This is a genomic window from Leptospira weilii serovar Ranarum str. ICFT (assembly GCF_000332415.1).
In the GTDB taxonomy this organism is placed as follows: domain Bacteria; phylum Spirochaetota; class Leptospiria; order Leptospirales; family Leptospiraceae; genus Leptospira; species Leptospira weilii_A.
Genome location: NZ_AOHC02000016.1, coordinates 65078 through 89936 on the forward strand (window position 1 = coordinate 65078; position 24859 = coordinate 89936).

General features: G+C 42.8%; 21 protein-coding genes. 10 read left to right on the forward strand and 11 right to left on the reverse strand.

What is annotated here, in order from left to right; genetic code table 11:
* Window positions 1–452: 452 nt before the first annotated feature.
* From LEP1GSC060_RS04770 to LEP1GSC060_RS04790, 5 genes are all read left to right on the forward strand, one after another.
* The gene (locus LEP1GSC060_RS04770; RefSeq protein ID WP_036095371.1) at window positions 453–1274 is read left to right on the forward strand and encodes a hypothetical protein; all 822 of its coding nucleotides are present in this window, start codon (window positions 453–455) and stop codon (window positions 1272–1274) included.
* 221 nt (window positions 1275–1495) lie between these two features.
* Entirely contained in the window at window positions 1496–2596 is a 1101-nt protein-coding gene (gene recA / locus LEP1GSC060_RS04775) for a recombinase RecA (protein ID WP_002996988.1), read from the forward strand.
* A 209-nt stretch (window positions 2597–2805) separates the two neighbouring features.
* Entirely contained in the window at window positions 2806–3822 is a 1017-nt protein-coding gene (argC, locus tag LEP1GSC060_RS04780) for an N-acetyl-gamma-glutamyl-phosphate reductase (RefSeq protein WP_002996873.1), read from the forward strand.
* Between the two features lie 6 nt (window positions 3823–3828).
* Window positions 3829–5766 carry a long-chain fatty acid--CoA ligase gene (locus tag LEP1GSC060_RS04785; RefSeq protein WP_002996876.1) on the forward strand — a complete coding sequence of 646 codons (1938 nt, stop codon included), beginning with the start codon at window positions 3829–3831 and terminating at the stop codon, window positions 5764–5766.
* Window positions 5747–6394: a nucleoside phosphorylase-I family protein gene (locus tag LEP1GSC060_RS04790; RefSeq protein ID WP_002996916.1), complete on the forward strand. Its 648-nt coding sequence runs from the start codon at window positions 5747–5749 to the stop codon at window positions 6392–6394. Before LEP1GSC060_RS04785 ends, LEP1GSC060_RS04790 begins: the two co-directional genes overlap by 20 nt.
* Here LEP1GSC060_RS04790 and LEP1GSC060_RS04795 read toward each other — a convergent pair.
* A complete protein-coding gene (locus LEP1GSC060_RS04795) occupies window positions 6377–8149 on the reverse strand; it encodes a patatin-like phospholipase family protein (protein WP_002997057.1) in 1773 nt (590 codons plus the stop codon). The two genes, LEP1GSC060_RS04790 and LEP1GSC060_RS04795, sit on opposite strands and share 18 nt — an antisense overlap.
* A gap of 126 nt (window positions 8150–8275) precedes the next feature.
* Here LEP1GSC060_RS04795 and LEP1GSC060_RS04800 point away from each other — a divergent pair, with 126 nt between their 5' ends.
* Together LEP1GSC060_RS04800 and LEP1GSC060_RS04805 are read left to right on the forward strand one after the other, a co-directional pair.
* Entirely contained in the window at window positions 8276–8878 is a 603-nt protein-coding gene (locus LEP1GSC060_RS04800) for a DUF4254 domain-containing protein (protein WP_002997031.1), read from the forward strand.
* On the forward strand, window positions 8875–9936 hold the full coding sequence (locus LEP1GSC060_RS04805; protein WP_155119623.1) for a glycosyltransferase family 9 protein: 1062 nt from the start codon (window positions 8875–8877) through the stop codon (window positions 9934–9936). Before LEP1GSC060_RS04800 ends, LEP1GSC060_RS04805 begins: the two co-directional genes overlap by 4 nt.
* Window position 9937: 1 nt before the next feature.
* Here the strand turns inward: LEP1GSC060_RS04805 and LEP1GSC060_RS04810 are convergent, their stop codons facing one another.
* Together LEP1GSC060_RS04810 and LEP1GSC060_RS20805 are read right to left on the reverse strand one after the other, a co-directional pair.
* Complete coding sequence (locus LEP1GSC060_RS04810; protein WP_002996996.1) at window positions 9938–11248, reverse strand: glycosyltransferase; 1311 nt, start codon at window positions 11246–11248, stop codon at window positions 9938–9940.
* 60 nt (window positions 11249–11308) lie between these two features.
* Window positions 11309–11515: a hypothetical protein gene (locus LEP1GSC060_RS20805; RefSeq protein WP_338041946.1), complete on the reverse strand. Its 207-nt coding sequence runs from the start codon at window positions 11513–11515 to the stop codon at window positions 11309–11311.
* Here LEP1GSC060_RS20805 and LEP1GSC060_RS04815 point away from each other — a divergent pair.
* Window positions 11415–12677 carry an O-antigen ligase family protein gene (locus LEP1GSC060_RS04815; protein WP_338041947.1) on the forward strand — a complete coding sequence of 421 codons (1263 nt, stop codon included), beginning with the start codon at window positions 11415–11417 and terminating at the stop codon, window positions 12675–12677. The genes LEP1GSC060_RS20805 and LEP1GSC060_RS04815 overlap by 101 nt on opposite strands.
* A 54-nt stretch (window positions 12678–12731) precedes the next feature.
* Here LEP1GSC060_RS04815 and LEP1GSC060_RS04820 read toward each other — a convergent pair whose 3' ends face one another.
* The 8 genes from LEP1GSC060_RS04820 to rpmB all read right to left on the reverse strand — a co-directional run bounded on the left by LEP1GSC060_RS04820 (window position 12732) and on the right by rpmB (window position 22891).
* Entirely contained in the window at window positions 12732–14546 is a 1815-nt protein-coding gene (locus tag LEP1GSC060_RS04820; RefSeq protein WP_002996964.1) for a phospholipase D-like domain-containing protein, read from the reverse strand.
* Window positions 14543–15985, reverse strand: coding sequence for an LA_2168 family protein (locus LEP1GSC060_RS04825; protein WP_002997024.1), 1443 nt, complete (start codon window positions 15983–15985; stop codon window positions 14543–14545). Before LEP1GSC060_RS04825 ends, LEP1GSC060_RS04820 begins: the two co-directional genes overlap by 4 nt.
* Complete coding sequence (locus LEP1GSC060_RS04830; protein WP_196221628.1) at window positions 15982–19008, reverse strand: LIC11755 family lipoprotein; 3027 nt, start codon at window positions 19006–19008, stop codon at window positions 15982–15984. The genes LEP1GSC060_RS04825 and LEP1GSC060_RS04830 overlap by 4 nt, the downstream gene beginning before the upstream one ends.
* A 50-nt stretch (window positions 19009–19058) precedes the next feature.
* The gene (uvrC, locus tag LEP1GSC060_RS04835; RefSeq protein ID WP_002996934.1) at window positions 19059–20888 is read right to left on the reverse strand and encodes an excinuclease ABC subunit UvrC; all 1830 of its coding nucleotides are present in this window, start codon (window positions 20886–20888) and stop codon (window positions 19059–19061) included.
* Between the two features lie 188 nt (window positions 20889–21076).
* Window positions 21077–21526 carry a peptide chain release factor family protein gene (locus LEP1GSC060_RS04840; protein WP_002996985.1) on the reverse strand — a complete coding sequence of 150 codons (450 nt, stop codon included), beginning with the start codon at window positions 21524–21526 and terminating at the stop codon, window positions 21077–21079.
* Between the two features lie 5 nt (window positions 21527–21531).
* Complete coding sequence (locus LEP1GSC060_RS04845) at window positions 21532–21954, reverse strand: acyl-CoA thioesterase (RefSeq protein WP_002996946.1); 423 nt, start codon at window positions 21952–21954, stop codon at window positions 21532–21534.
* A gap of 6 nt (window positions 21955–21960) precedes the next feature.
* Entirely contained in the window at window positions 21961–22659 is a 699-nt protein-coding gene (locus tag LEP1GSC060_RS04850; protein WP_036095375.1) for an endonuclease III domain-containing protein, read from the reverse strand.
* The gene (gene rpmB, locus LEP1GSC060_RS04855) at window positions 22607–22891 is read right to left on the reverse strand and encodes a 50S ribosomal protein L28 (protein WP_002996976.1); all 285 of its coding nucleotides are present in this window, start codon (window positions 22889–22891) and stop codon (window positions 22607–22609) included. The genes LEP1GSC060_RS04850 and rpmB overlap by 53 nt, the downstream gene beginning before the upstream one ends.
* Window positions 22892–23035: 144 nt before the next feature.
* Here rpmB and LEP1GSC060_RS04860 point away from each other — a divergent pair, with 144 nt between their 5' ends.
* Together LEP1GSC060_RS04860 and LEP1GSC060_RS04865 are read left to right on the forward strand one after the other, a co-directional pair.
* The gene (locus LEP1GSC060_RS04860) at window positions 23036–24082 is read left to right on the forward strand and encodes a hypothetical protein (RefSeq protein WP_036095376.1); all 1047 of its coding nucleotides are present in this window, start codon (window positions 23036–23038) and stop codon (window positions 24080–24082) included.
* Between the two features lie 474 nt (window positions 24083–24556).
* Window positions 24557–24859: IS110 family transposase (locus LEP1GSC060_RS04865; protein ID WP_002996914.1), on the forward strand; the 303-nt coding region annotated here is incomplete at its 3' end.

Consider the following 24859-nt stretch of genomic DNA (forward strand, 5'->3'; position numbering starts at 1 on the left):
TCAGAATTCAGAGATTTTTCCGAAAAGGGAGATCTAGAGTATTAGGGACCAGTGAATAGAATTCAGAGTTGAGAGTGATTTTTCTTAAAAGGGTGATCAGACTTTAACAAAGTAGAATCTTCCTCTTCTGTAAAATCTCTGAACTCTGATCCCTAAAATCTATCCACTAGAAACCGGCGGACTAAAAAAGAGCTTGAAACAAAAGTTTTCATCCGGCCAAAATGAAGCGGGAAAATCGTTTTTGATTGCGGTAGAAATCCGATGTCCTTCCTTTCAATTCGTTAAGTTTGAGGATAAACTCATTTTATTTCAGATCTTATAATCTAGAGTCTATCTCATAACCATCCGATTCTATTGGAATGGCTGCAAAGTTTCTACGATTGTTTGATGTTTTGGGACAAGCTCCAAACAAAAAAATAGAGTTTGTCTTCGTATCATCCCTTAGGACTTTTATGAAACGTCTTTTTTTCACTTTCGTTTTTCTTTTATTTTGGAATCAATCCCTAACCGCAGAAACGACAACTTTTGCGGACGGACTTGCAGTTATAAAACGATTTTTAGGAGACCCGGCCGCCGTGGAAAAATCCTGGCTTGTCGAGTCGATTCCCGTTTGGAAACAAGAAGAAGAATCCAGACTGGAAGCCTATTTGAAAAAAGTTCTATCTTCCCGACTTGAAAATTCTTCTTTTCCGTCGAAAGTGTCGAAAGATGTTCTCAAAAAAGAACTGGAAAAAATTCCGAACCTAGGGGGAATCCGAATCCGAAATCAAAAGTCCACGCTGTTTCATCTGGTTTCGTCCGGAAATGAATTTCCGAATCTTTCGCAAATTCGAAGTTTTACAATCAAAGATTATTTTATTGATTTTTATCTCGGAAGACAAACGGGAATCACATCCGTTGAATTCCTAAAGACAGGTTTGGCCGGCGCATTTTATTATTTTTCGGAGGACGAAACCCTTCTCTATTCTCAGGAATCTTCGGAATGGAAAATCACCGCAGAAGAACTGAGTTCCTTATATAAAACGCGAAACACAAATTGCCAAGGTTGCGAAAAGATTCGATTGAACGCCGGCACGTTATTTTTCTTTCCTTCTCAATCGGCGATTTCCTTTTGGTTCCGTCTCACAATCAGTGTCCTTCTTTTCGTTTGTGCTCTGGTTCTTACGATTTTTTTCTTTCGAAGTTTTTGGATTCGAAACAGGGAAACCCTCCGAAAAGCCATTCAAGCTCAGAAAACTTTAGATCAGGAAAAAAAATCGATCCTTTCTCAATAATACTCAAATTTTTGCTATACAAATAATTACATCTATTTTAATTTTGCTCTTAGAAAACCGGGTGACATAAACCCGAGTTTTCGAAAAAAATCGAAACCGATTCGTTTTTTTAGGTCGCAGATCCTATTTTTGTCCGGATTGGGAATTATACTTAAAAAAAGGTTGCCGCTGATGCGACGCGAACCTCCTTCCCGGAACCGTAAAGGAAGGAGGCAAAAAACATGGGAGAAGGTATCATGAAGAAAAGTAAAGAGGAAGCTCAGAACGTAGACGATTCCAAAAAGTTAGCGATCGAGCAAGCGATGAGCCAAATTGAAAAACAATTTGGAAAAGGTGCGATCATGAAATTGGGATCGGACGCCGCAAAACAGACGGTTCAGGTCATACCTTCCGGTTCTCTGGATTTGGACGTCGCGCTCGGCATTGGCGGTTATCCGATCGGAAGAATTGTAGAAATCTACGGACCTGAATCTTCCGGAAAAACGACCCTTACCCTCTCGGCGATCGCGGAAGCTCAGAAAAGAGGTGGTGTGGCGGCGTTCATCGACGCAGAGCACGCGCTGGATCCGTCCTACGCGAAAAAACTCGGTGTCAATATAGACGAACTTTTGGTTTCTCAACCGGATAATGGGGAAGAAGCTCTGGAAATCTGCGAATCCTTGGTACGAAGCAATGCAATCGATATGATTGTGATTGACTCCGTGGCCGCGCTTGTGCCTAAGGCGGAGATCGAGGGAGATATGGGAGATTCTCACATGGGTTTACAAGCAAGACTCATGTCTCAGGCTCTTAGAAAACTGACCGGAACGATTGCAAAATCCAAAACCGTTGTCATCTTTATCAATCAGATCCGGATGAAAATCGGGGTAATGTTCGGTTCTCCGGAAACGACCACGGGTGGAAACGCTCTGAAATTTTACTGCTCGGTTCGTTTGGACATCCGAAAGATCGAAACGATCAAGGAGAAGGAAGAATCCGTTGGAAATAGGGTTCGCGTCAAAGTCGTTAAAAATAAGTGCGCGCCCCCGTTTAAACAGGCGGAATTTGATATAATCTTCAACGCGGGAATCAGTAGAGAAGGTTCTCTGGTTGACCTCGGTGTAAAGCATGATATCATTCATAAGGCTGGAGCCTGGTATTCTTACAATACGGAGAAAATTGGGCAGGGAAAAGACGCGGCTAAGGAATATCTCAAAAACAACCCGGAAATCGCCTTTACCGTTGAAAATATGATCAGAGATCTAAACGGCCTCCCTTTGTTGCCGACTCAGGAAAATAAAAAACCGCGCAAAGAGGAAAAATTAGAACAGGCCGCAGGCTAAACAAACTGGCTTTCTTTTTAGGAACCCTTGACCGCCGAATGAGAAATCATTCGGCGTTTTTTTTAGTTACAGTATTTTCCCCCAAATTAAAATCTTTCTTAAGAAACCAAGAGCTTGTCCTACAAATCGCGAAGAACATGTGAGAGTTCCCACATTTTTCAAAAGAGCGAGACCTTTTAGGACACGTTTCCAAAAAAACAGTTGGGATTATGGCAGAGATCAGCATTTTAGGAGCGGGCGGTTTAACCGGTAAAGAACTACTTTCCCTTCTTTCCCGCCAAAAAGAACACGACGTCGTTCATATCACGAGCGATAAATTGGCGGGTAAAACAATCGCCGAAGTTTTTCCCGAAATCCCTTTTCCAAAAAATCTCATCTTTCGCAAACACGAAGACCCAATTCCCCAAAAATCCTTAGTCGCGCTCGCAGTACCCAACGAGGTGTCGATCGAAGCGGCTCCCAAATTTTTGGACGCAGGTCATAAGGTAATCGATCTTTCCGGGGTTTATAGACTTCATAATCAAAAAATATTAGAAAAATCTTATGGATTAAAACACACCCGATTTTCCTACGTCGACAAAGCCGTTTTCGGAATCCCGGAGATTTTTAGAGATAAACTGAAAGGCGCGGACTTTGTTTCCAATCCGGGTTGTTTTTCCACTTCCGTAATTCTGCCCGTGTTTTTGTTAGGCGAACTTAAAAAAAATCTAAAACCTCGGATCATTGCCGATTCCAAGTCGGGTGTTTCCGGCGCGGGTGGAAGAACGGAAGACTCGGGTTATTCCTTTACGGGAGTGTATGAAAATTTTCGGGCCTACAAGGTTCTTTCTCACCAACACGAACCCGAAATTCAGGAATACATTTACGCTCAATCGGGACTTCCCGAACCGGAAGTCGTTTTTACTCCGCATTTACTTCCGGTTTTTAGAGGAATTCTTTCTACGATCGTATTGGAATTTGCTTCGGAGCCGTCCGTGGATCCTCTGACTGCCTTACAAAAATCTTCCAAAGACGAAACTTTCATCCGAATCCTAAAAACTCCGGAAGAGGTAGAACTGAGAAAAATACAACACACGAACTTTTTGGACATCTCACTTCGTAAAAGAGGAAACACGTTAGTCGTCGTTGCAGCTCTGGACAACCTCTTAAAAGGCGCCGCAGGTCAGGCTCTACAAAACATCAATCTGATGACCGGGGTCAAGGAAACCCTGGGTCTACTCCCTTAAAACCGTATGGAAAAAACGAGCCTTTATCACCTACTCAGAGACGTAACGACCGTTTACGCGGATCGTCCGATGTATTGGCTTCGGGAGGAATCGGGCGACTTCCGAGGAATCTCTTATCAGGATTGGTATGAAAATCTTAAGAACCTTTCCACGTTTCTGATCGATCTAGGGATGCGGAAAGGAAACACGGCGGCGCTTATATGCGATAATCGTTATGAATGGTCACTTTGTTCTCTTTCCTTGGTCACGATCGGTTGTGTGGACGTTCCCCGCGGTTGTGACGCCACACTCGACGACTTGAAATACATTCTCGAACATTCCGAAGCCAAGATTCTTTTTTTGGAAAACGAAAAAGTCCTGAAGAAATTGTTGGAAGATACGTCCGGCCTCGCAAACGTAAAAACCATTCTTCTCATCGATCCCCCCGCAAGATGGAAGGACTTGGAAAACGCCCGCGATCGACTTTCAGGAGTGAAATTTTTCTTTTTAGAAGACGCACTTTTAGAAGGAGAAAAATCCAGAATCAAAAAGGGAGACAAATCCTACGAGCAAAGAGGAGAAGGTTTAGTCGGTAAGGATCTCGCGACCATCATCTATACTTCCGGAACCACCGGCGCGCCGAAAGGTGTGATGTTAAATCACAGAAGTTTTACTTGGGGAATTCACCAACTGCAAGAATTCGTTCCGGCCTCCTGCAACGATAGGACCATCGTCTTTCTTCCTCCTTGGCATATCGCCGAAAGACTTTTGGAAACAACTCTCATTTCCTGGGGAGCTTCCATGGCCTGTTCTTCGGTTCCCACAATTCCTGCGGATATGCAAAAGGTAAAACCCACCGTGCTCGTTTCGGTTCCCAGACTTTGGGAAGGTCTTTATAAAAGAATTCACGATACGGTTCGCAAAAGCCCGCCTCTCAGACAGAAACTCTTTCACTTTGCGGTAAAAATGGCCGCGATCACTACGAGCCTCCAAGATACGATCCGAGATTCTTATGCGAGCACGGAGACCGAAAACCCGAATCAAAAAACGATCGATCGTTTTGTAGCGAGCGTGTTTCTTCTTTTTCTATATCCCGTTAAAATTCTTTCTTATAAAATTTTGGAAAGAGTGAGAGATTTATTCGGAGGGAGAATCCGTTTCGCGTTATGCGGCGCGGGCGCGATGCCCCCGCACATTCAATTTTTCTTTCGAAGCGCGGGAATTCCGATCATTGAAACCTACGGTATGACGGAAACAACCGGGATCGGCGCCATCGGAGAATTTCCTCTTCCGAAAAACGGAGCCATCGGCGCACCGTTACCCGGAACCGCAATCAAACTCGTAGGAGAAGACGGAAAAATCGTAAGCCTTCCCGGAGAAAAAGGAGTAGCCTGGCACAAGGGACCGCACGTCACCGTCGGTTATTATAAGGAGCTCGAAAAAACCGCCAAAACTCTACAAGACGGATGGCTCGACTCGGGAGACATTTTGACCTGGACACATACGGGTGAATTGAAATTTGCGGGAAGGGCCAAGGATACGATTGTTCTTTCCGGAGGAGAAAACTTAGAGCCCGCTCCGATCGAAGCGAAACTCACCGAATCCGAATTCATCAATCAAGTGATCGTAGTTGGACAAGACAGAAAGAATCTGGGGGTTTTGATCGTGCCCTTTTTCGATCGCGTCCAAGAAGAATTTCAATCGCAAGAGAAAAAAATTCCGAAAGACCCGAACGAGTGGAATTCTTCCAAAGAAGTAAGCGCGTTCTTTAAGAATATCGTAAAGGATAAAATCTCCACAAAAGCCGGTTTTAAATCCTTCGAAAAAATCGCGCATGTCCACATTCTTCCGAAAGAATTTGAAAAAGGAAAAGAAATGACCGAAACGATGAAACTCAAACGAAACGTAATCTTTGCTTTGTATCACGACGTGATTCAATCCTTGTATGAAAACGACGAAGATTGAACCTGAAAAAACTCTTATCTGTTCCGCTATTGCGGAAGAACTGGATCAAATTTCAAAGTCCGGAAAATATCCTGTTCTTCTTTGTGGAATCGGAAACTTAGAAGCCGGTTTACGCCTTCAAAAGTTCTTACTCGAACACCAAAGTAAAAACCTGGTTCTTCCCTCTCAGGTTTTATTCGTCGGTTCCGCCGGAGTTTATCCTTGGGTGCATCCTAGTTTTTGGAAAAATCGATTCGGGTTTTCGTTTCAGTTTGAAAATCAAGAACTCGGAAAAATCGAAAGAAGAATCCGAGTTCCCGAGATCGTTCCCGACTCGTATGTGTTCCCTCATTCTTTCGAGTTTGACTCGATGGAAGAAATTCTAGTCTCAAAAGCAAACGGGAGCGGTTCGATCACGATTGAGAACGTCTCCGGAAAAGCGCTGGAGTATCTAAGAGAACACGACCTGGGTTTTGAAAACATGGAATGTTGGGGTCTCGCAAAAGTTTGTCACGATTTTCGGATCCCGTTTTATTCTTTCTTTGCGCTTACGAACACGGTAGGGCCTTCCGGAAGCGAGGAATGGAGATCCAATTACAAAAAAGAATCCGCAAGACTTCAGGAATTTCTTTTATCTTTTCTTTTTTGAGAATTTTTTTCCCGGATAAAAGAGATCGTAGATTTCCTCGAGATGAGACCTCGCTTCTTCCTCTCCCTTTTGAATGATCTCTCCGAATTTGTTGAAATCGAAAAAGGAAAATTCTTCTATATGAAGATTGATGAATAGATCCATCTTGTCTTTTCTGAGTTTCGTGATTTCCCTTCCTTCCAAGGTGATCGCCCTTCCCATGATCTTGAGAATCGGAGGATACTTTAAATCCTCCCAGAAATTTTTGAAAAAGGATTTTCCGGTTATCTTTCTGTCTTCCAAAAGTCTTACGATGGCCTCGTCTCTGAGAGGAGAAACGTTCACCGATAAAATGATGTCGGCGCCTTTTTGTCGTATTAAATTTTCGGGAACGTTATTGATCACTCCTCCGTCCACTAGAAGATGATCTCCGTGAAAAATGGGAGGAAACATTCCGGGAAGACTCATCGCAGCCGCTAAGGCTTCCCAAACCGGTCCTCGATCCATCACGTATTCTTCTCCACTATGAAGATCCACCGCCGAAGTCACAAAAGGAATTTTTAAGTCTTCGATGAGCGCGGAACCGAACGCATCCTTCAGCATTCGATTCATTTTTTTACCTTTGAAAAAGGAAACAAGAGGAACGGTGGGATCGAAAGGTTTGTCCATTCCTCCGAAAAATTTATGGATCATCTTGTGGATCGTATCCGTGTTTTCCCCGCGCGCATACAAGGCCGCGATCACCGCTCCGAACGAAGCTCCCGAAACCACGTCCACTTTTATATTCTCTTTTTCTAATACTTTCAAAAGCCCGACGTGTGCCAACGCTCTTGCACCCCCACCTCCCAGAGCCAGCCCCCTCGTTCTGGATACGAGATATCTGGAGAACGTTTCTTCCTTATGAAAGATTTTCTGATGTTTTACGCTGTCTTCGGGGCGTATCGAATTGACCAAGTCCACATAACGGATCGTTCTTCCGGCGAAATTTCGAATTCGAGATCGGAAATACGAGATGATTTCCGTTTTTTTCTTTTGATTCCGTTCCGGATTATCTTCCCAAAAAACGATTTGATCCGCTTGTAAAAGAAGTTTGTCGAGTTCCGGCTTTAAACCGGGTTGTTGAAAGTATAGATGAATGACGGGGAACTGATTTCTAAGTAAGGATAACCTTCGGATCGCGTCCTGGATACTGACCTTTTCGAAAGACTCCATCGAGACCAAAGTCATCTTTCCTTCGTGGGAATAACCTCCGATCTTTACGATGGCGTCTAACTTCTCCTTATAACCTTGAACTTCTTCTAAAGGAACGTGACAGATCATCCTTCTGGGAAGAGAAGTCATTCCGCTTTCCGGTTCGAGATGTTCCCTGAATCGATTGCTCATCAGCCGTATCAAATTGCTGGAAAGAATCGGTTCCTTCTCCGCAAGTTTGAGAAAAAAATGTCCGTCGAGAACATAAAGTAACGTGTCCATCACGGCGATCGCCGAACCGGCGTGTTGCGTTCTAGTCATGAGGCTATTCTCCGCAAAAAATTCCGCCTCGCCTAGATATTTGACCGACTTTCCGGATTCACCGAAAGTAAGCATCACCTCTCCGTGTCGAACTATAAAAAGTTTATCCGAAATATCTCCCCGATAATAGATTACGTCGTGATTATATACGTTTCTTTCCTCGATGTTTTGATAAATGCGGGTCAGGACAGCGGGAGATAATTTTTGAAACAAGGATATGCCGGAAAGAAACTTTAGGATTTCTGGATGAATTTTTCGTGCCATAAAACGTTTGTGACTCTATTTAATAGGACGAGAAAGTAAAGGATTTCTCAATGCCTCATCTTTGAATCGCATTTCTTTCGGTGCTTTTCTCTTGATTTTCTGGCTTATCGCACAATGTTATACACAATGACTTTGAAAGCGAACTCCGTTGTAGCCGTTTTTCGACAATCCGTGGTGGACTGGCATAAAAAGGAAACAAGTTCCCCGAATCCATTTCCATCCGTTAGTATCGAGTCGATCCTCTACAGTAAAAATCAAATCGATACGATTCAATGGCACGTAGAAGACGAAATCCGGAGACCGGATCTGCCGGACAAGGAACTGGTCAATTTCAAAAGACAAATCGATAAACTGAACCAAGAACGTACCGATCTCGTCGAAATCCTGGACGATCGTATTTCCTCCGAATTTCAAAACGTCCCTAAAAAATCGGGGGCGAGAATGAATTCGGAAACTCCCGCCTGGCTTATCGATCGGATGAGCATCCTCGAACTCAAAATCTTTCACATGGAAGAACAAACCCAAAGAAAGGACGCGGATGAAAATCATATTCGTACTTGTAAACACAAACTCGAAGTTCTTCTAGAACAAAGAATCGATCTCTCCCGATGTTTGGACGAACTGTTGGAAGACTTAAAAAACGGAGACAAATTCTACAAAGTATATCGTCAGATGAAGATGTACAACGATCAAAATCTGAATCCTTCCCTGTATTCTAAAAAATCATGAATTTATTGGTCATGAGATTCTCAGCCATGGGAGACGTCGCTCTTATGGCGCCTGCGATCATAGCGATCGCCGCAAAATATACCAACATCCAACTCACGATCGTTACACGGGGAAACTACGCGCCTTTCTTTTATAATATTCCGAATGTAAACGTAGTCGGCTTTAACCTAAAACGGTACCGCGGAGTTGTGGGTCTCTATCGACTTTTTAGGGAGATAGACAAGTTGGGTCCGTACGAAAAAGTGATCGATCTTCATTCCTCGATTCGATCGAGATTGATCAGTCTTCTTTTTTCCATTCGCGGAATCGGAGTGTTTCGAATCGTAAAGGGAAGAAAGGAAAAACTGAGACAGATCCGTCAAAAGAAAAAAATTCTCACTCCGCTTCCGCATACCGTGGATCGTTATCTCAAAGTTTTCGAAAACGCGGGTTATCCGGCTTCGGCCAGAAAAGGTCCTTGGATCAACGTGGACCCCGAATCCAAAATGTTCGCGAAAGAATTTTTCGAATCTCAGAATATTCAAAAAAAGGAAAGTCTTTGGATCGGTTTTGCTCCGTTTGCCGGACACGCTCTGAAAGAATGGCCTCGAGAAAAAAGTAAAACCCTGCTGAAACTTCTTTTGGAGGAATTTCCCGACGTTAAAATTTTTCTTTTCGGCTCCAAGGAAGAATCCAAAATTCTCGCGGAATGGAACCGTGGTTTTGAGGAATCTTTGAAGATCGTTTCCGGCGGTAAATTTGGAATCCGAGGAGAACTCGGGATCATGGAAAGGATGGACGTCATGATCGGAATGGATTCCTCCAACGTACACATCGCCGCACTTTTAAAAAGGCCCGTGATCGGGATCTACGGAACAACACATCCTTATTCCGGTTTTGCCCCGTTCGGCCAGGAAGATTCCGGAGTATTACAAATCGATAATTTACCTTGTAGGCCCTGTAGTATTTACGGAAACACAACTTGTTATCGTAAAGACTTTGCTTGTATGGAATGGATCCAACCCGAAGACGTGATCAAAAGGATTCGAGTCGTTTACAACATCAATACCCTATTTTAGTTTATTCAAAATATCTTAAGAACTGATCCAGCGGATCGGGCAGGGAAAAAAGCATGTTGATGAGTGTGTTTCTTTTTTTCTTATTCTTAACGCTTGCAACCGTTTTATAAACCTCTTCCATTTTATCCACACAGGCCGTCATTTCGTGCGCCTTGGAAATTTTGATGGATTCTTTCGAAAACTTTTCGTAAAGAAGCGGGTCTTTCAAAATCGCTACCGCTTTTTCCGCGATACCTTTTACGTCAAAAGGTTTGGCGATATATCCGTTTCTTCCGTCGTGGATCAATTCCGGAATCGCAAAGGAATCCACTCCAACCGCGGGAAGTCCGCAGGCAACGGATTCCAATATTACGAGTCCTTGTGTTTCCATCGTGGACGCGGTTAAAAACAGATCGTATTTCGGATACTCTTCCGGAAGTTGTTCTCTCTTGATAAACCCGGTGAAAGTCACCGCGTTTTCCACGCCTAAATTTTGAGCCTGAACTTTCAGGGAAGAAAGCGCCGGGCCGTCCCCGATAATCGTAAGAGTGGAATCCGGAATTTCGTCGTGGATCAGTTTAAACGCGTTTAAAATTACGTCGCAATTTTTCTCGTAGGAAATTCTTCCTACGTGTAGAAGTTTCGGAGCGGAACCCAGTTGTTTGATCGTACCTTTAAAACTCGTAAGATCGAGCCCGTTCGATATGACCGCAATTTTAGTTTTTAATCCGAATTCACGGAGTTGTTTTTCGATCAGATGAGACGGCGAAATAATCAGATCGCAACGTTCGTAGATGTTGTTCGAAATTTTAAGTATGATCTTTTTGCGGATATTGAACTTATCGAATTTTTCGATCTTACTTAAGTCCTTCAGCTTCAACTTCTTATCGGATTTACTCGCTTTTAAAAAAAGTTTGTCCAGTTTGAGAAGTCTGTAAAAGGAAAGATACATGTCCTGTTCGGACATCAAAGTATGATAGGTTCCGATCGTAGGAATTCCGTATTTTTCAGTCGCGTTGATCCCGTAAAGCCCAAGCAAACCGGGAGTATGAATGTGAACCAGATCCGGTTCGAATTCTTTGATGATTCTTTTGATCTTGGTCGGCGAAGGAAGAACGACCTTGATATCCGGATAACTCGGAAGATACCCGCTTCTGAATCTTTCGATGTGAATCCCATCTCCTATGGAATCAAAATCTCCTTCCCCGTATTTAGGACAACAGATCGCAAACGTATGACCTCTTTTTACAAGAAGATCCGCGAAATTTTTCATGGAAATCGCAACCCCATCCACCTTCGGGAGAAAGGTATCGGAAAAATAAAGGATTCTCATCTAGGAACTCCTCGCCACGGACTTATCGAAATCCGATGTGACTGAAAGAAAATATCGAATTTACAATTCACAGGTTATGTAGAATCTGGACTTCAATCGATTAGAGAAGATGCCCGAACGTCTTAGAAAAATCACTCTTTTTTTATTCTGCGCGAGTATCGTAACCATCGGTCTGTCCGTATCTCTTAGCCAAGGATTTTTAATTCTTGCCTTCCTGACTTCGTTATTCTCTTCAAAAACTTCCGGCTTTTGGAAAGAGCCCGCGATCCTCGTCGGAGTTTTGTTCTTCGGATGGTATCTGAGCGACTTTGTCATTCATTCTTATCAGGAAGAAAATTTTCGAACTTACTTCAAGACTGCGTTTAACTCGGAGCTCAAAGATATTTTTCTTTTTATCGGACTTATCCTCGCTTGGAATTTAAAAAAGGAAGAATTTCCAACGATCCTCAAAACTCTCAATGTTCTTTTTTGGATCCTACTCGTAACCGGTTTTATTTCCAGCTTCTCTCCGGTCCGTCTTTCCAGACTCGTAAGCGATTTGTATCGGGAATCCTCCAACTGGAAATTCACTCACCCCATGGGTCATGTCGGAGGATTGTCTCTTTATCTTCCGATCGGTCTGATGAATACACATCTCACCTTCGGCGGGCTTTTACAATTTTTCTTTCCAGTACCCGTGTTTCTTTTTTTGAAATCCTTCTTCGATAAAAATTTCAAAAAAGCGGGAATTCAAGGAATTATACTTTTATTTTTTCTCTATGTAGTTTTCTTAAACAACGCCAGATCCTCCCTATTGGGCGCGATTTTTTCATCGATCACCGCGTTTCTCGTACTGGGAATCGTTCGCAAAGAATTACCGACTGCAAAAATTTTACTCTTTGCGAGCGGCGTTTTTGTATTCCTGCTTCTTGTCGGAATCGGACTTTCATTCACGCAAGCGGGACAAAAAATCACGGAACCTCTTTTTGGAAAAGAAAAACATACGGATTCCGGAAGAACGATTATTTGGGATTCCACATTTCCTTTGATCGAAGAAAACCCGCTTATCGGAGTCGGGCCGGGAAACTACAATCGTGAGATTGAAAAATCCAGAATGGACCATGCCGAAAAGTACAGGGAACTTTATTACTTTTACGAAACGACTCAGAGAGGACACGCACACAACGATTACTTTCATCTTTTTGCGGTTTTCGGTTTTCCTGCGGTTTTACTTTTTCTTTCTCTAGGAACCCTATTGTATCGGAAGTTGACTACGACAAAACTTCCGTATGAACATTCCTTATATTTTTTCGGATTGTCCGGTTTTTTCTTTTCCGGACTCTTTCAGTGTTATTTTCAAGACGACGAAGTTGTGATTTTGTTTTGGATTCTTTGTGGTCTTTTTTTAAGATTTTCCAAAGAAGAATCCGATCCGTCCATTGCGGTTTAAGCCGGATCGATGAGCTGGTTATTTATTTTTCCTTTCGCCTAAAACGATGTCCGTTCAATATCGATAACAATACGTTCCGAATTTTCTTACGCTTTCGATCGGAATCGTTTCGGTTGGAAAGTTGATTTTAGGAGAAAGAACACTCTCTCTGTAAGATAAAATTTCTTGGATCAATTCCGTATACTCCATTCCTTTTTTTGAATATTCATGAAAACAAAACGCAAAAAAGGACGACTCGTATTCCAAAAAAATCATTCCCTCGGTCGAATGAGGAACCGCCGAAAGATGATTTCCCGATGTACTCCAAGGGATTTTAGACGGACCGTTTCCCCTTTGATAGAGGAGAATGGAAATAGGACTTTTCCATTCGGTCAGTTCTTGCGGAAAAAATAAATTTCCCGATTGAACGGAATAAAACTCGGGCATAAATAAATATACGGGTTTGTGTTCAAAATCAACTTGAAAGTCGTTCGTTGTCGACGCCAACAAAACTTTCCCGTCTTTTGTCCTCAGGATCCCGTTTTCTCTAAAATGTTTCGTTTTGACCGGATGATTCGTTCTTTTTCCCGTAAAACCGCTGCTAGACGACGTAAAATCCGAAACTTCTTTGCAGGACTCCGTCGGAAGAAAAGTATATTCCAAGATCGAGGTCAAAAACGTTTTCCCCGATTCTAAGTAGAAAGATTCTTCCTCCTCAATCCTATCGGTTCTACAAATCGTTTGTTCGATTCCGACCGGAATTGAATTTTCGGAATAGCCGAAGGTTACGTTATGCGAAATCTCTTCCGGTCGAAACGGAATCGGTCTGTAGACAATCGCAGTATCGCGAACTCGTTCCCATTCTTTTGTGTAAGCGTCGACCAAAAACGGATCGTTTGTTTTAAAAAGAATCTCCCGATTATTGTCCCTCGCACTGATCGAAAAATTATACGAACCGGAAATCAAGGTTTTACCGTCCACGATCATCGTTTTATGGTGCAAAAGCCCGCCCTTACCGAAAGAATCCGTTGCGATCACCTCTTCATTTCCATCCCCCGCGATCGTGGAGACGGGATTTTTCAAAACGTCGGCAAGAACCTTTCCTTCCTGATCCACGGGAGAATCGTAGATACCGTTCACATTGACGCCTCGATGATCCGCCAAAACAAACCTGGACGTCAGAACGGAATCGAAATGATCGAAGATCAAATATAGAATGTCGTTTTGCGCGCGATCGACTTCTCTCAAAATCAAATTTTGAATCAATCTTCCCTTTTCGGGAGAAATGTAAAATTGAAACGGAGGAATGTTAAGCGAAGGAATCCCCATGTCTTCTTCCAAAAAGGAATAAAAGTCCTTTATTTCGGAGTCGAACAGCTCGAAGGAAACGTAACCGTTCAGATCGTTTTCTAGACCGTACCAAGTAAAATTTCCGGAACCCAAAAATACCTTCTTACGATCGACTATGAGTATTTTAGAATGTTGTAAACCGGATCTTTCCCATCTCCGAAACATACCGAGGTTTTTCAATTCGTCCGGATAATCCTTTTCGGGATCGGCCACAATTCGAATCGTTACTCCTCTTGCATTCGCTTTTTTTAAAACGTCCATGATTTCCGAATCCTCGAAAGAATAAATCCAAAGATCGATCGAAAATTCCGCGTTTTCCATAAGCCCTAAAATCGTATCCCGTACATTCCTTTTTTTGAAAGTAGGAACGTAACGTCCCGGATACGAAAAATAAGTTTCCACTTTACGCGTTCTTCCCCATTCCAACCAAAAAAATTCGGATTCTTGTCCATGGGAACAAGTCGTCAAAAATAAAATACACGGGAGAAAAAAGCGGATACACGGAAGAAGCAGGATGGAATCGTTCGAAATTTTTCTCATAAAACGACTCCCGAAACGATTTGAAAAAAATACTCCTTTTTTGTGTTATCCGAATCGCTCCAAGAACCTCCCAAGGAAACTCTACAATAGGAAAAATCAAACTTCGTGTTTTCGGAAGGAAAATAAATCAGAGTTTGGATCAGAACTTCCTTAAGATAACCTTTTTGAAAACCATCCCTGGAAGTCGTAAGCGCGCCCGAATTTCCTTTCGTGTCGGAAAGAAAAAAGTAAGAGGCGGCGTACAAACGAAATCGAATGAGAGATTCATGATATTCTAAATTGATTCCGGTCCAAGCGGACTGTCGTTTTCCGCCTTGAATTCCGGATTGTTTTTCCAAACCTCGGTCCGTAATCCAAGCGGAAGGATAAAAATCCAAACTCTGATTCGTACTGAAGACGGGAGATGGAGAAGCGCCCATTCCGATAAAACCGAGTTCCAACACTTCCCCGTTCTGGCTTCTTTTATCTCGATCGGGAAGAAAACCGAAAACGTCGAACTTCCAAGAATTTCGAACGGTCCCGAGCGAAATCAAAACGGCTTCTCCCGTGACGGGAATCGAGTTTGCGTTTCGTATTCGATTCCAACCGGTTTTATCCTGACCTCTCGCCAAAATTCCGGAAAAAAAACAATAAAACCAAGAAACCTTCAGCTTCAGTTCCAGCCTAGAATGAGTGAGATAATCCCGATCCCCGGAAGAAACGTTTTCCGTCTCCGAAATTAAATCGTTCGTATATCTTCCCCAGTTTTGAAGATTGAGATATTGAAAACGAAACCCGGTTTCCAAAAAGGGAAAATCGTAACGATAACTCACTCCACCTCGATAACGATTTTTGAATATATCGGATATTGCAATTTCTACTTTTTCCGAATTAACGTCGGAGGAGGAACTTCCCTTTTCGGAATCGAATTGAAATTTTTTCGTGTTTAAAATCGTATTCTTAAACCCGTTCTTTTCAAAAAGGGAATAACCCGAATAAAAGTCAAAAAGATCGAAACGAACGCGTCCGAGATCGCCGAAATTCGATTTGATCGTAATTCCATCCGTTCCATCCATCCAATCGGTGAACGCGGACGTTTTTATTTCTTCCCCGATCCTACCTACGATCAAAGAAACGTTCTCCTTTTTAAATTCTAAAAATAAATTTTTTCCCGCAAAGAAGGAAAGTTTGGATTCGCTTGAAGTCGCTAAATCCGCCTGTAACTTTAGGTTCAAACGGGACGTTTCCAGACCTTGGTCGATTTCTGCGTGGAACAAAGAAGAATTGATTCGTAACTCTTTATAGACCCGATCTTCTTTTGATTGGGAAAGACCGGGGGTTTTTTGACTTGCCGCCAATCCCCAGCCCGTCCAGGAGACTTTCGTCCAACCGTTATTTTTTTCGGAAGCGGAAACCGGTAAGAATATTATAAAACAGGAATATACGAAAAGTTTCTTCATAAACTTCCCTTCTTTTCGATTTCATAGTCGGCGGAAGAATCGCCGGAACGATTTGGTTTGAGAAGAATCAGATCGTCCGTATCGGCGTCGATCTGAAATGGAAACGGAGAAAATTGATTTCCATAGCTGTGAATGTGAACGAAGTTACCTTGAATTTCCTGAAAGAGATCCAGTCCTTCGTTTTTACCGATTCCGTTACCGATCGTAGTCGTCTTATCGATCGTAAACACTTTTCGAAACGTATAGGAATGAAACGGAACGGATTCGTTTTTAAAATTCGGAGAAAGAACGTAACCGCATTCTCCCGGATTTAAAAAACGATCCGCAAAAGACCAACCGAATAGATTCGGATTGGTATTCGTCCAACCCGCCGGAGGATTGATTCCAAAACGAAAGGAATATTCCACCAAACGATCGGAAGCGGAACTGTCTCGAATTTCCAAACTGCGAACATCCGCAGGCGCGGCGCCTCGGTTGCAGATCGTAAACCATTCGTTCGTAGACACGGACGGATTTGGATACACGGCCGAAATCAAAACTCCGGAAGAACCGGGAATCCCGACAAGTTCCTCGCCTCCGACGGGAACGAGATAATTCAATACTTCTTTTCGAATATTCAAGGATCCTAAAATTCCATGAGACAGATCGCTCCATAAATTTAAGAAGGGGGAAGTCGAAATTCGAACGGAACCGTTCGGCTGGAACGTAAAAACATCGAACGAGTTGACGTTTGTATTCCTTCGATCCAAGTTAAAACTGATCCAAGGATCCGAAAGGGAATTTAAATTTTCTGAATATTCCTTCTGAAAAAATGGGAGACTGGAATTTTCCAGTTCCGGACTTGCCTGTGTTCCGGTACAACTTGTTTTTCTGAAAGAAAACTCGGAAAACGCGCTGTTCTTCCAAACGTTCGCACCGGACAAGGTTCGGATTCGGGCGGCGGATCTTCTTAACTTTTGCGAAACGGAATTGATGCCCATCCTACCCTGGGAATCCCAATAGACCCAATCGTTTTCCGCATTTCCGTCCGCGGATAAAACTCGGACTTTTCCCGTACTTCCCAAACTCAACTCGGGAACGATCCAGGTCTCGACCTTGGGAAAACAAACCAACCTACCGATGGACAACACATTCTTGCCCGGTTTCAAAGGTAGAATGAATCGATAACTTTTGTTTCCCGAAAGAATTTCCAGAATTTTAGAAGTTACGGAAGCGGAATCGATTTCGATAAAACGATCCGCGCTCACAGACACCGTTCCGTCGTACGAACCCATCCAGGAAATTTCGGAAATCTCCGTAAAACCTTTCCAATAAGAATCCGAAAGATCCGTTTTTCTTCCGGGATTCATAAAATGAGAATTTTGAATTTCGGGCGAAAGAGTTTGTGAAATGGATATCGGATGTGTTGTCCATACGTTTTCTCTAAACAAGAGGGAAACGACGGAACCGTCCGTTCTTGTCAAAACCGGAGTTTCCAAAAAATCGCTCGAAAGAGTTCTGATTTTTTTTGCAACCCGATCCTTCAACAGAATGGATTTTCCGAATTCAAAATCCTTCAAAGAAGATACGGAGACCTCGAAATTTTCCCGGAAAAAATCCCGTTTCCCCAAAGTAAGAATATCTCCGGGCTTTAAGGATCGGGATTCCAACCAAACCGGGATTTCCTTTCCGTCGTTTTCCAAAGATAAGGAGTTCGGATTGCAGATTTGATTTCCCGAATATTCTAAATCGATAAACTTCTGTTTCGAATCGATTTTTCCGTCCAGATACAAACCCGTAAAATTCGCCTCTTCGATTTGAAAGGAATCCGCGTCGCAAAAGGACAATGAGTTTGGAACGTCCTCTCTTGAAGTTGCAACTTGACTTCGAGCCGCAAAGCCGGGACTCATACAAAAACGTTCTAAACTCTTAGAAAGAAAAAAGTCGGAACAGAGGGAATAAAAATTGCCCTCTGAAGAATAATATCTTCCTCCCTCTAAAAAAGTTTTTTCGGAATTTTCATAAACACGTTCCCGATCCTTGGACTTGAAAATCCAATTTCCTTTTTTCTTCAAATCCAACCAAGGAGCGGCGGAATCGAGTCCGGACAGGACGCTCCCCGTTTCCACTTTGAGAATCGATTCCCCCGGAATCAAAAATTGAGGCCCGACGAAAAGAGGATATGTTCCCGAGTTCGTCGTCAACTCGAGATCTTGAAAACAAATCGGATCTTTTCCGGGATTGTTCCATTCCAAAAATCTTCCGATCGAAGACTCGGTTCCACCGAAAACCTCGCTCAGAATCGGAAGATCGGATTTACAAAGGCTCGTAATCCTAAGATTTTGTTTTTGAATTTCCAAAAAAAATTCGGAAAGAATCGACGCGTCACCCGGAATCTCCACGACAAGAGTGTTTTTAGAAGAAAGAAAATCTCCCGAAGAAAATAGAATTCGGATTTTTCCGCTCGTTGCCAGAATGCTAAAACCGGTAAACGCATTCGTGGAATGCGGTCTTACGATCGAGTTCTCGGAAAAAACGCTGACCCAGTTTACTTCCGGAAACTTTTCCTTTTTGAGCATTCGATCCAATTCTTTCGAACCGGAAAGAACAAACCAATCCTCGTTTATATCTTCCAGAAGATCCGCGTTCTGTTGGATTTTTACGCTCGCCTGTCCGTTAATGGAAAAGTCGAAAAAAGTAGGATCCGTCCTGGATTCAAAATGAGTATTCCAAAATTTTAGAATATTCTGGATTTCTAAATTAACATTTCCGTTCGGATCCGGAAAACAAACCGTAATTCCGAATACGGAAACGGTTCCACCGAATAAACAGACGATTCCGGGAGCCGTTCGGATTTTAACGCTCGGGTCTTTCCATTCTTCAAAGACCTCACTCTCCGAAACCACCGTGTTCATCGGTTCGTAAAAAAGTTTGAATTCTCCCGCGTTTGTGATCGGAAAAAGAAAGGTTGAATTTCCTTTCCCGCGACAGGAATCGAGCCCAAAAAGAAGGAGCGCCGTAGCGAAAACGGATTTGAGTGTCATGTTTCCCTCCACCCGATACGGTTCCGGAAACATGCGGCACGTTTTGAATTTTATTCTTTTTTTTGAAGTTGTCCGAGAATTTTTTCGGCGAGATTTTCTCCGATTCCGGGAATCGCAAGGAGTTCTTTCTTAGTCGCGTCTTCGATTTTCTTTTCACCCGAAAAGTGTCGGAGGAGCAGCTTGCTTCTTTTAAAACCGATATCGGGAACTTCTTGGATGAGAGAGCGCATCGTTTCCTTGTTTCTCCGACTTCTATGATGGGTAACTCCGAACCGATGGGCCTCGTCTCTGAGATGACGCAAAAGTTTCATTCCGGGAGAATTCATATCAAAGATAAAGGGTTCGTTGTCTCCGGGAAAATAAATTTCCTCTCGTTTTTTGGCAAGGCCGACCATCGGAATTCCTTCGGCCCCCGCTTCCACCGCGGCCTCGCAAGCCTTGGTCAACTGGGTCGGTCCTCCGTCGATCACGATGAGATCCGGAAATACTCCTTCCTCGTTGATAATTCTTTGCAAACGTCTGGAGATCACTTCGTGGATCATTCCGGGATCGTTGATTCCCTCGTAGCCGCGCATATTATACTTTCTATATCCTTGTTTGAACGGCTTTCCTTCCACAAACATCACACCGCTCGCGACCGGTTGCGAACCTTGAAAGTGACTGATATCGTAACACTCGATGATATGAGGAGGACGTTCCAAGGAAAACATTTCTTGGATTTCCTTCAAAGAAGCGGTTTGATCTTTATAGTGAGTCGCAAGCATTCTTTCGGTAAGACTCAGCTCGGCGTTCTTCTCCGCAATTTTCAAAAGAGAACGTTTGTCTCCGCTTCGAGGGGATTTGAGTTTGGGTCTGAAACCCGTTTTTTCCTGAAGCACATCCATAACCGTAGAAACTTCTTCTTTGATATCCGTTGGAATAAAAATCGAAGGGGGAACCAAGGCTGCGTTTAAATAATAATCCCTAAAAAAAGCTCCGATGATTTCCGAATCCTCCGCGTCCAAAACCCCTTGAACCGGAAACGATTTTTTCGTTTCCAATCTTCCGCCCCGCACTTCGAGGAGAACGACCTGACCTTCGTCTTGTTTTCTTGCAAAACCGATTACGTCCTCGTCTCCACCTTCTATGCTGACCACGGTTTGTTTTTCTCGAAAGTTTTGAATTCTCTGGAGCATATCCCTATAACGAGCCGCCTTTTCAAAATCCATCCGATCGGATGCCCCGGCCATCTTGATACTCAGGTCGCTCGCGAGAGATTCTTTTTTTCCCTCCAAAAATTGAACAACCTGATCTATTACAACTTTATAATCTTCTACCGGAATTGTTCCCTGGCAAGGACCGAGACAACGTCCCATGTCGAAATTCAAACAAGGTCTTCTGGGTTTCGGCAACGGAAGGACCTGTCTCGTTTTACGAACCGGAAAAATTCTTAAGATGATGTCTAACGTTTCTCTCGTGGAACGCACGTCCGAATACGGACCGAAATAACGATCTCCGTTGTCCTTGAGTTTTCTTGTGATATAAACCATCGGAAAGACTTCCGACAAAGATACGCAGATATACGGATATTTTTTGTCGTCCTTGAGACGGACGTTAAAACGCGGATTGTGTTTTTTGATGAGAGTCGCTTCTAAGATCAGAGCTTCTTTTTCCGTTCCGGTGGCGATCCAGTCGAGGTCGAAAATTTCCCTTTGTAACACTTTGGTTTTTACGTCGGGATGATTTTCTTTGAGATAACTGCGGACTCGTTTGTCTAAATTTTTAGCCTTACCTACGTATAAAACCTCGCCTTTTTGGGACTTCCAAAGATAACAACCAGGAGAGGCTCCTAAGTTTTTGATCTTTTCCAGAATCAGAGTATGATTGAGAATTTCAGGCATAGGTTTTAGGTATTAGGTTTTAGGTATTAGGTTTTAGGTTTTAGAAATTAGGTATCGGTGGTAAGGCACAGACAAAGTTCTAACATCGCGTATCGTTCTTTAGACGCCCGAGGTTCGCGATAATCGATTCACAAGGCACTTGAATCTTAAATAAACTTGTCGGAGTTCCGACATCGATTCAAAGACATTCATTCTTCGTTTAAACTTTCGGGGTTTTCCGATTCACCTTCTAAACTTTCGTTCTCAGTGGAAAGAAGGGAAGAAGAATTTTGATTCTTTCTGGAATACTTTTCCTTCTTCCGCTTCGCATCTTTCTGTCGGTTGCGAATCGCTTTTTTCCGATCCTCGCTTACGGTTCCTTGAGTTTTACGATTCCATTCCTGAATTTTTTCACAGAGAATGGCTCTCGCTTTATAACGATTGAGACCTTGGGTTCTATAAAGAGAACATTTGACTTCGATTCCCGTGGGTATGTGTTTGAGATGAACCGCTGTGGAAACCTTGTTTACGTTTTGTCCGCCTTTTCCGCCGCTTCTCGTAAAACTTTCTTCGAGTTCGTCTTCCTTCACTTGAAGAACTTCCATGAGTTCTAAAAGTTTGGATTCTTTTTCGACCGAAACGGGAAAACGAGAAGCCATAAAAATTACTTCAGATCCTGAAGTTCGAAATGATCTCGAAAATAAGGAAACGGCTTCCCTTTTTCATCCAGACAAACATAAGTAATCTTGCAATCGATGATTTCTTTGAGTTCTTTTCTACTCTGGCTTTTGCCGATGGAAGTATTACGAATCGTGATCGAACTGTTTCCTATTTTGTCGATTTTGGAAAAAATCTGAATGATATCTCCGAGAAGTCCGGGGCTTTTAAAAACCACGTCGGCCATACTCACTGTGACGATATTGGAATAGCGGATTTTTTCCATGACATACATCGCGCAACCTTCGTCGATCCACGCGAGCATCTGACCGCCGAAAAGAAAACCGTGTTGATTGAGATCCCTGGACATCACGATATGTTGAGTCGCGAGTTCCATTCCTTCCAACTTTTGATCGATAAACACTTCCATAATATTCTACGCTCCTTTAACGACCGAGGACGATGGACAATCCTTTTTTAATATACATTCTTCACAAAATCTTCGATACGCCTTACAACTTTTCCTTCCTAAAAAGATCAAATACAAGGAAATATCTCTCCAATACTTTTCGGGAAGAAGCGCCATCAGGTCTTTTTCCACTTGGACGGGATCGCTTTTTGTAGTCAGTCCGAGAACTTTCGAAATCCGATTGACGTGTGTATCGACCACGATTCCTTCCACAAGTCCGTGAACCTCGGACAAAACTACGTTTGCAGTTTTACGACCGAATCCGGGAAGTGTGATGAGTTCCTCAATTGTTTTGGGAAGTTCACCGTCAAAGTCGTTTAATAATTTCTTTGCAAAACCCTGAATGGACTTTGCCTTATTGTGATAAAAACCCGTGGAAAAGATTAATTTTTCGAGTTCGAGAACGTTAGCATTCGCAAAGGATTCTAAGGTGGAAAAGGTTTTGAAAAGAGCCGGAGTGACTTGATTGACTCGTTCGTCCGTGCATTGCGCGCTGAGAATTACGGCAATCGCGAGTTCATAGTCTTTTTGAAAATGAAGAGGAGTTACGACCTCCCCGAATTCTTTTCTTAAGAGAGAAAAGATTCGGGAAAACCACTTTAGAAACGCAGGATCAGGCTTTTTTAGGGGCCTGTTTTGCAATTCCTGCGTATTTTTTCGGAGCAAGAACGCCCAAGGATCCACCGTTATCTTTGATGGCAGCCTTAATTCCTTTTTTTCTCAGAGTGCGAAGCGCTCTGGTAGAAAGACGAACCGTAACCCAACGGTTTTCATCTTCCAAAAAGATTCTTTTTTTGATCAGATTTATCTTCCAGGTTCTTCTTGTTTTAATGTGGGAATGGGAAACGTTGTTCCCAGAGACGGTGCCTTTCCCGGTTACTTCACATCTTCTCGCCATAGTAAGGACAGAATTGATCGATCCCTTTCTCTGTCAACCTTTCCGCCGATTTTCTGGCGTTTAGGAAGGATTTTGAATGACTTTTTCTTTTTTCAGTGGAGAATTTGGAGCCTACAAAAAAAATACCATTCCGACCCATTACCGATGTTCAGACCCGCCGTTACAAACTTTCAACTCTGGTTGGATCACATCTGGAAGGTCAATATTCTCCCTTTCTTTCAAAGTAGAAAAATCCGAATCGAACGTCGTCTTCTTCCGATCCTCCATCAAGAATTTACCAAAGAACAAGTCGTAGATCCGAGAGACGTTCAACACCTTCTTTATGAAACCAAACTTCCTTTGGAAAACGGAATCCCTCCTCGTTTTACTTCCGATTTAGAAGTGGATATGACCGCGTTTGCGGGCGGAAAGAAAAAGGTTCGGATCAAACAAAAACTTCATTCCGGATTTCCGGAACAAACAAAATACCGGATTTGGAAACTCTTACACAAATCCTTACATACTTTAAACGAGAAACCTTGGAAAAAACTTTTTTCTAAAAAGGAATCCGATACGATTCCGATCGAAATTTTTCCGGATTTAATCGCTGCAGCTTCTCCCAATCCGTATCGATTGTATCTTCATTCTATGATTCTTTGGGAAGAATTCTTTCCTTGGGAGGAATGGAAATCGTCGCTTCCGTTTTCTTGGATTCCGTTCGGCGGTTCCAAAAAAATCAAACTCCGTTTTGTCGCCGCAAGAGCGGCCTCCTTTTCCAAACAGGAATTTTATGAAGAATCTTATTCCCCCGAACTTGCATTTTGCGATCTTTACGCACAAGGTTATCTCAGAGAAACATCGGATAAGAGCGTGGACTTGGAAAATCCGGAGTCGTATTATTTGGGTACGTTTTTTCCTTCTAAATTAGAAAAAAAGAATCTTCCTCTTTGGTTGCAGGAGCGAAATTTATTTCCAAACGAATTTCAGTGGAAGAGTTCTTCCAAGGAACAAATATTCAAAATTTTGAATAAAGAAATTCGATTTCGAATCGAGAATGAGATGGAGGAGGATTCGTTTGATTCCAAATTCATTCAGGTTGGTGGAAAACGATTTTTTTTGAAAAGTCAGTTTTTAGAAGGTAGATTTTTTCAAAGGGCGATTTTTACGGTTCATCCGATGGTTTTTGCAAATCGTTTGCTAAAAGGTCTTTAGTTTGATTTGTTAGAAGTCGCAACCGACTCACGATCATAATTAACCCACAACGCGACCTATCGAACGACCCATAGGGAGTGAGATTGAGTTACGAACGACCCATAGGGAGTGAGATTGAGTTACGAACGACCCATAGGGAGTGAGATTGAGTTACGAACGACCCATAGGGAGTGAGATTGAGTTACGAACGACCCATAGGGAGTGAGATTGAGTTACGAACGACCCATAGATTAGTATGATTCTTGGACGTAAGGCAGTTCGAAGTGTGATATTCTTGATTCGACGGAGTCAAGAAGGCCGGTGGCAGATTGATCGCTCCCTTGGGGTTTAGACCCCGACCCATAGATGAATCTAAATCGGCCACCGCAAACCAAAGTGTGGCGGCTTAAACAAAGTCGACCGCGAATAGGAGTGCTGGTGATATCACCCGGCTTTGTTAAGACCTTCCGCCTCTGTCATTTTAGGAGAAAAGAAATGAACAGTCAAGAAGTCAAGTATGTAGGAATTGATTGTGGTAAAAAAAGTTTAGAGGTAGTTCGAATCAATTCGGAGAACTCGCTCGAACGTCGACAATTCAGCACAACGGAAAGCGGAATTAACAATTTATTAAAATGGTTAACGTCGAACGATATCGTAGGCCTGGAAGCAGGATCTCAATCTTTTAGAATTGCAAAATCAATACTAAACAAAGGAGTTCAAGTAATTGTTTTGAATCCCGGAGACTTAGCAACAATTTATCAATCTTTGAAAAAGACTGATAAAGAAGATACTAGGTGT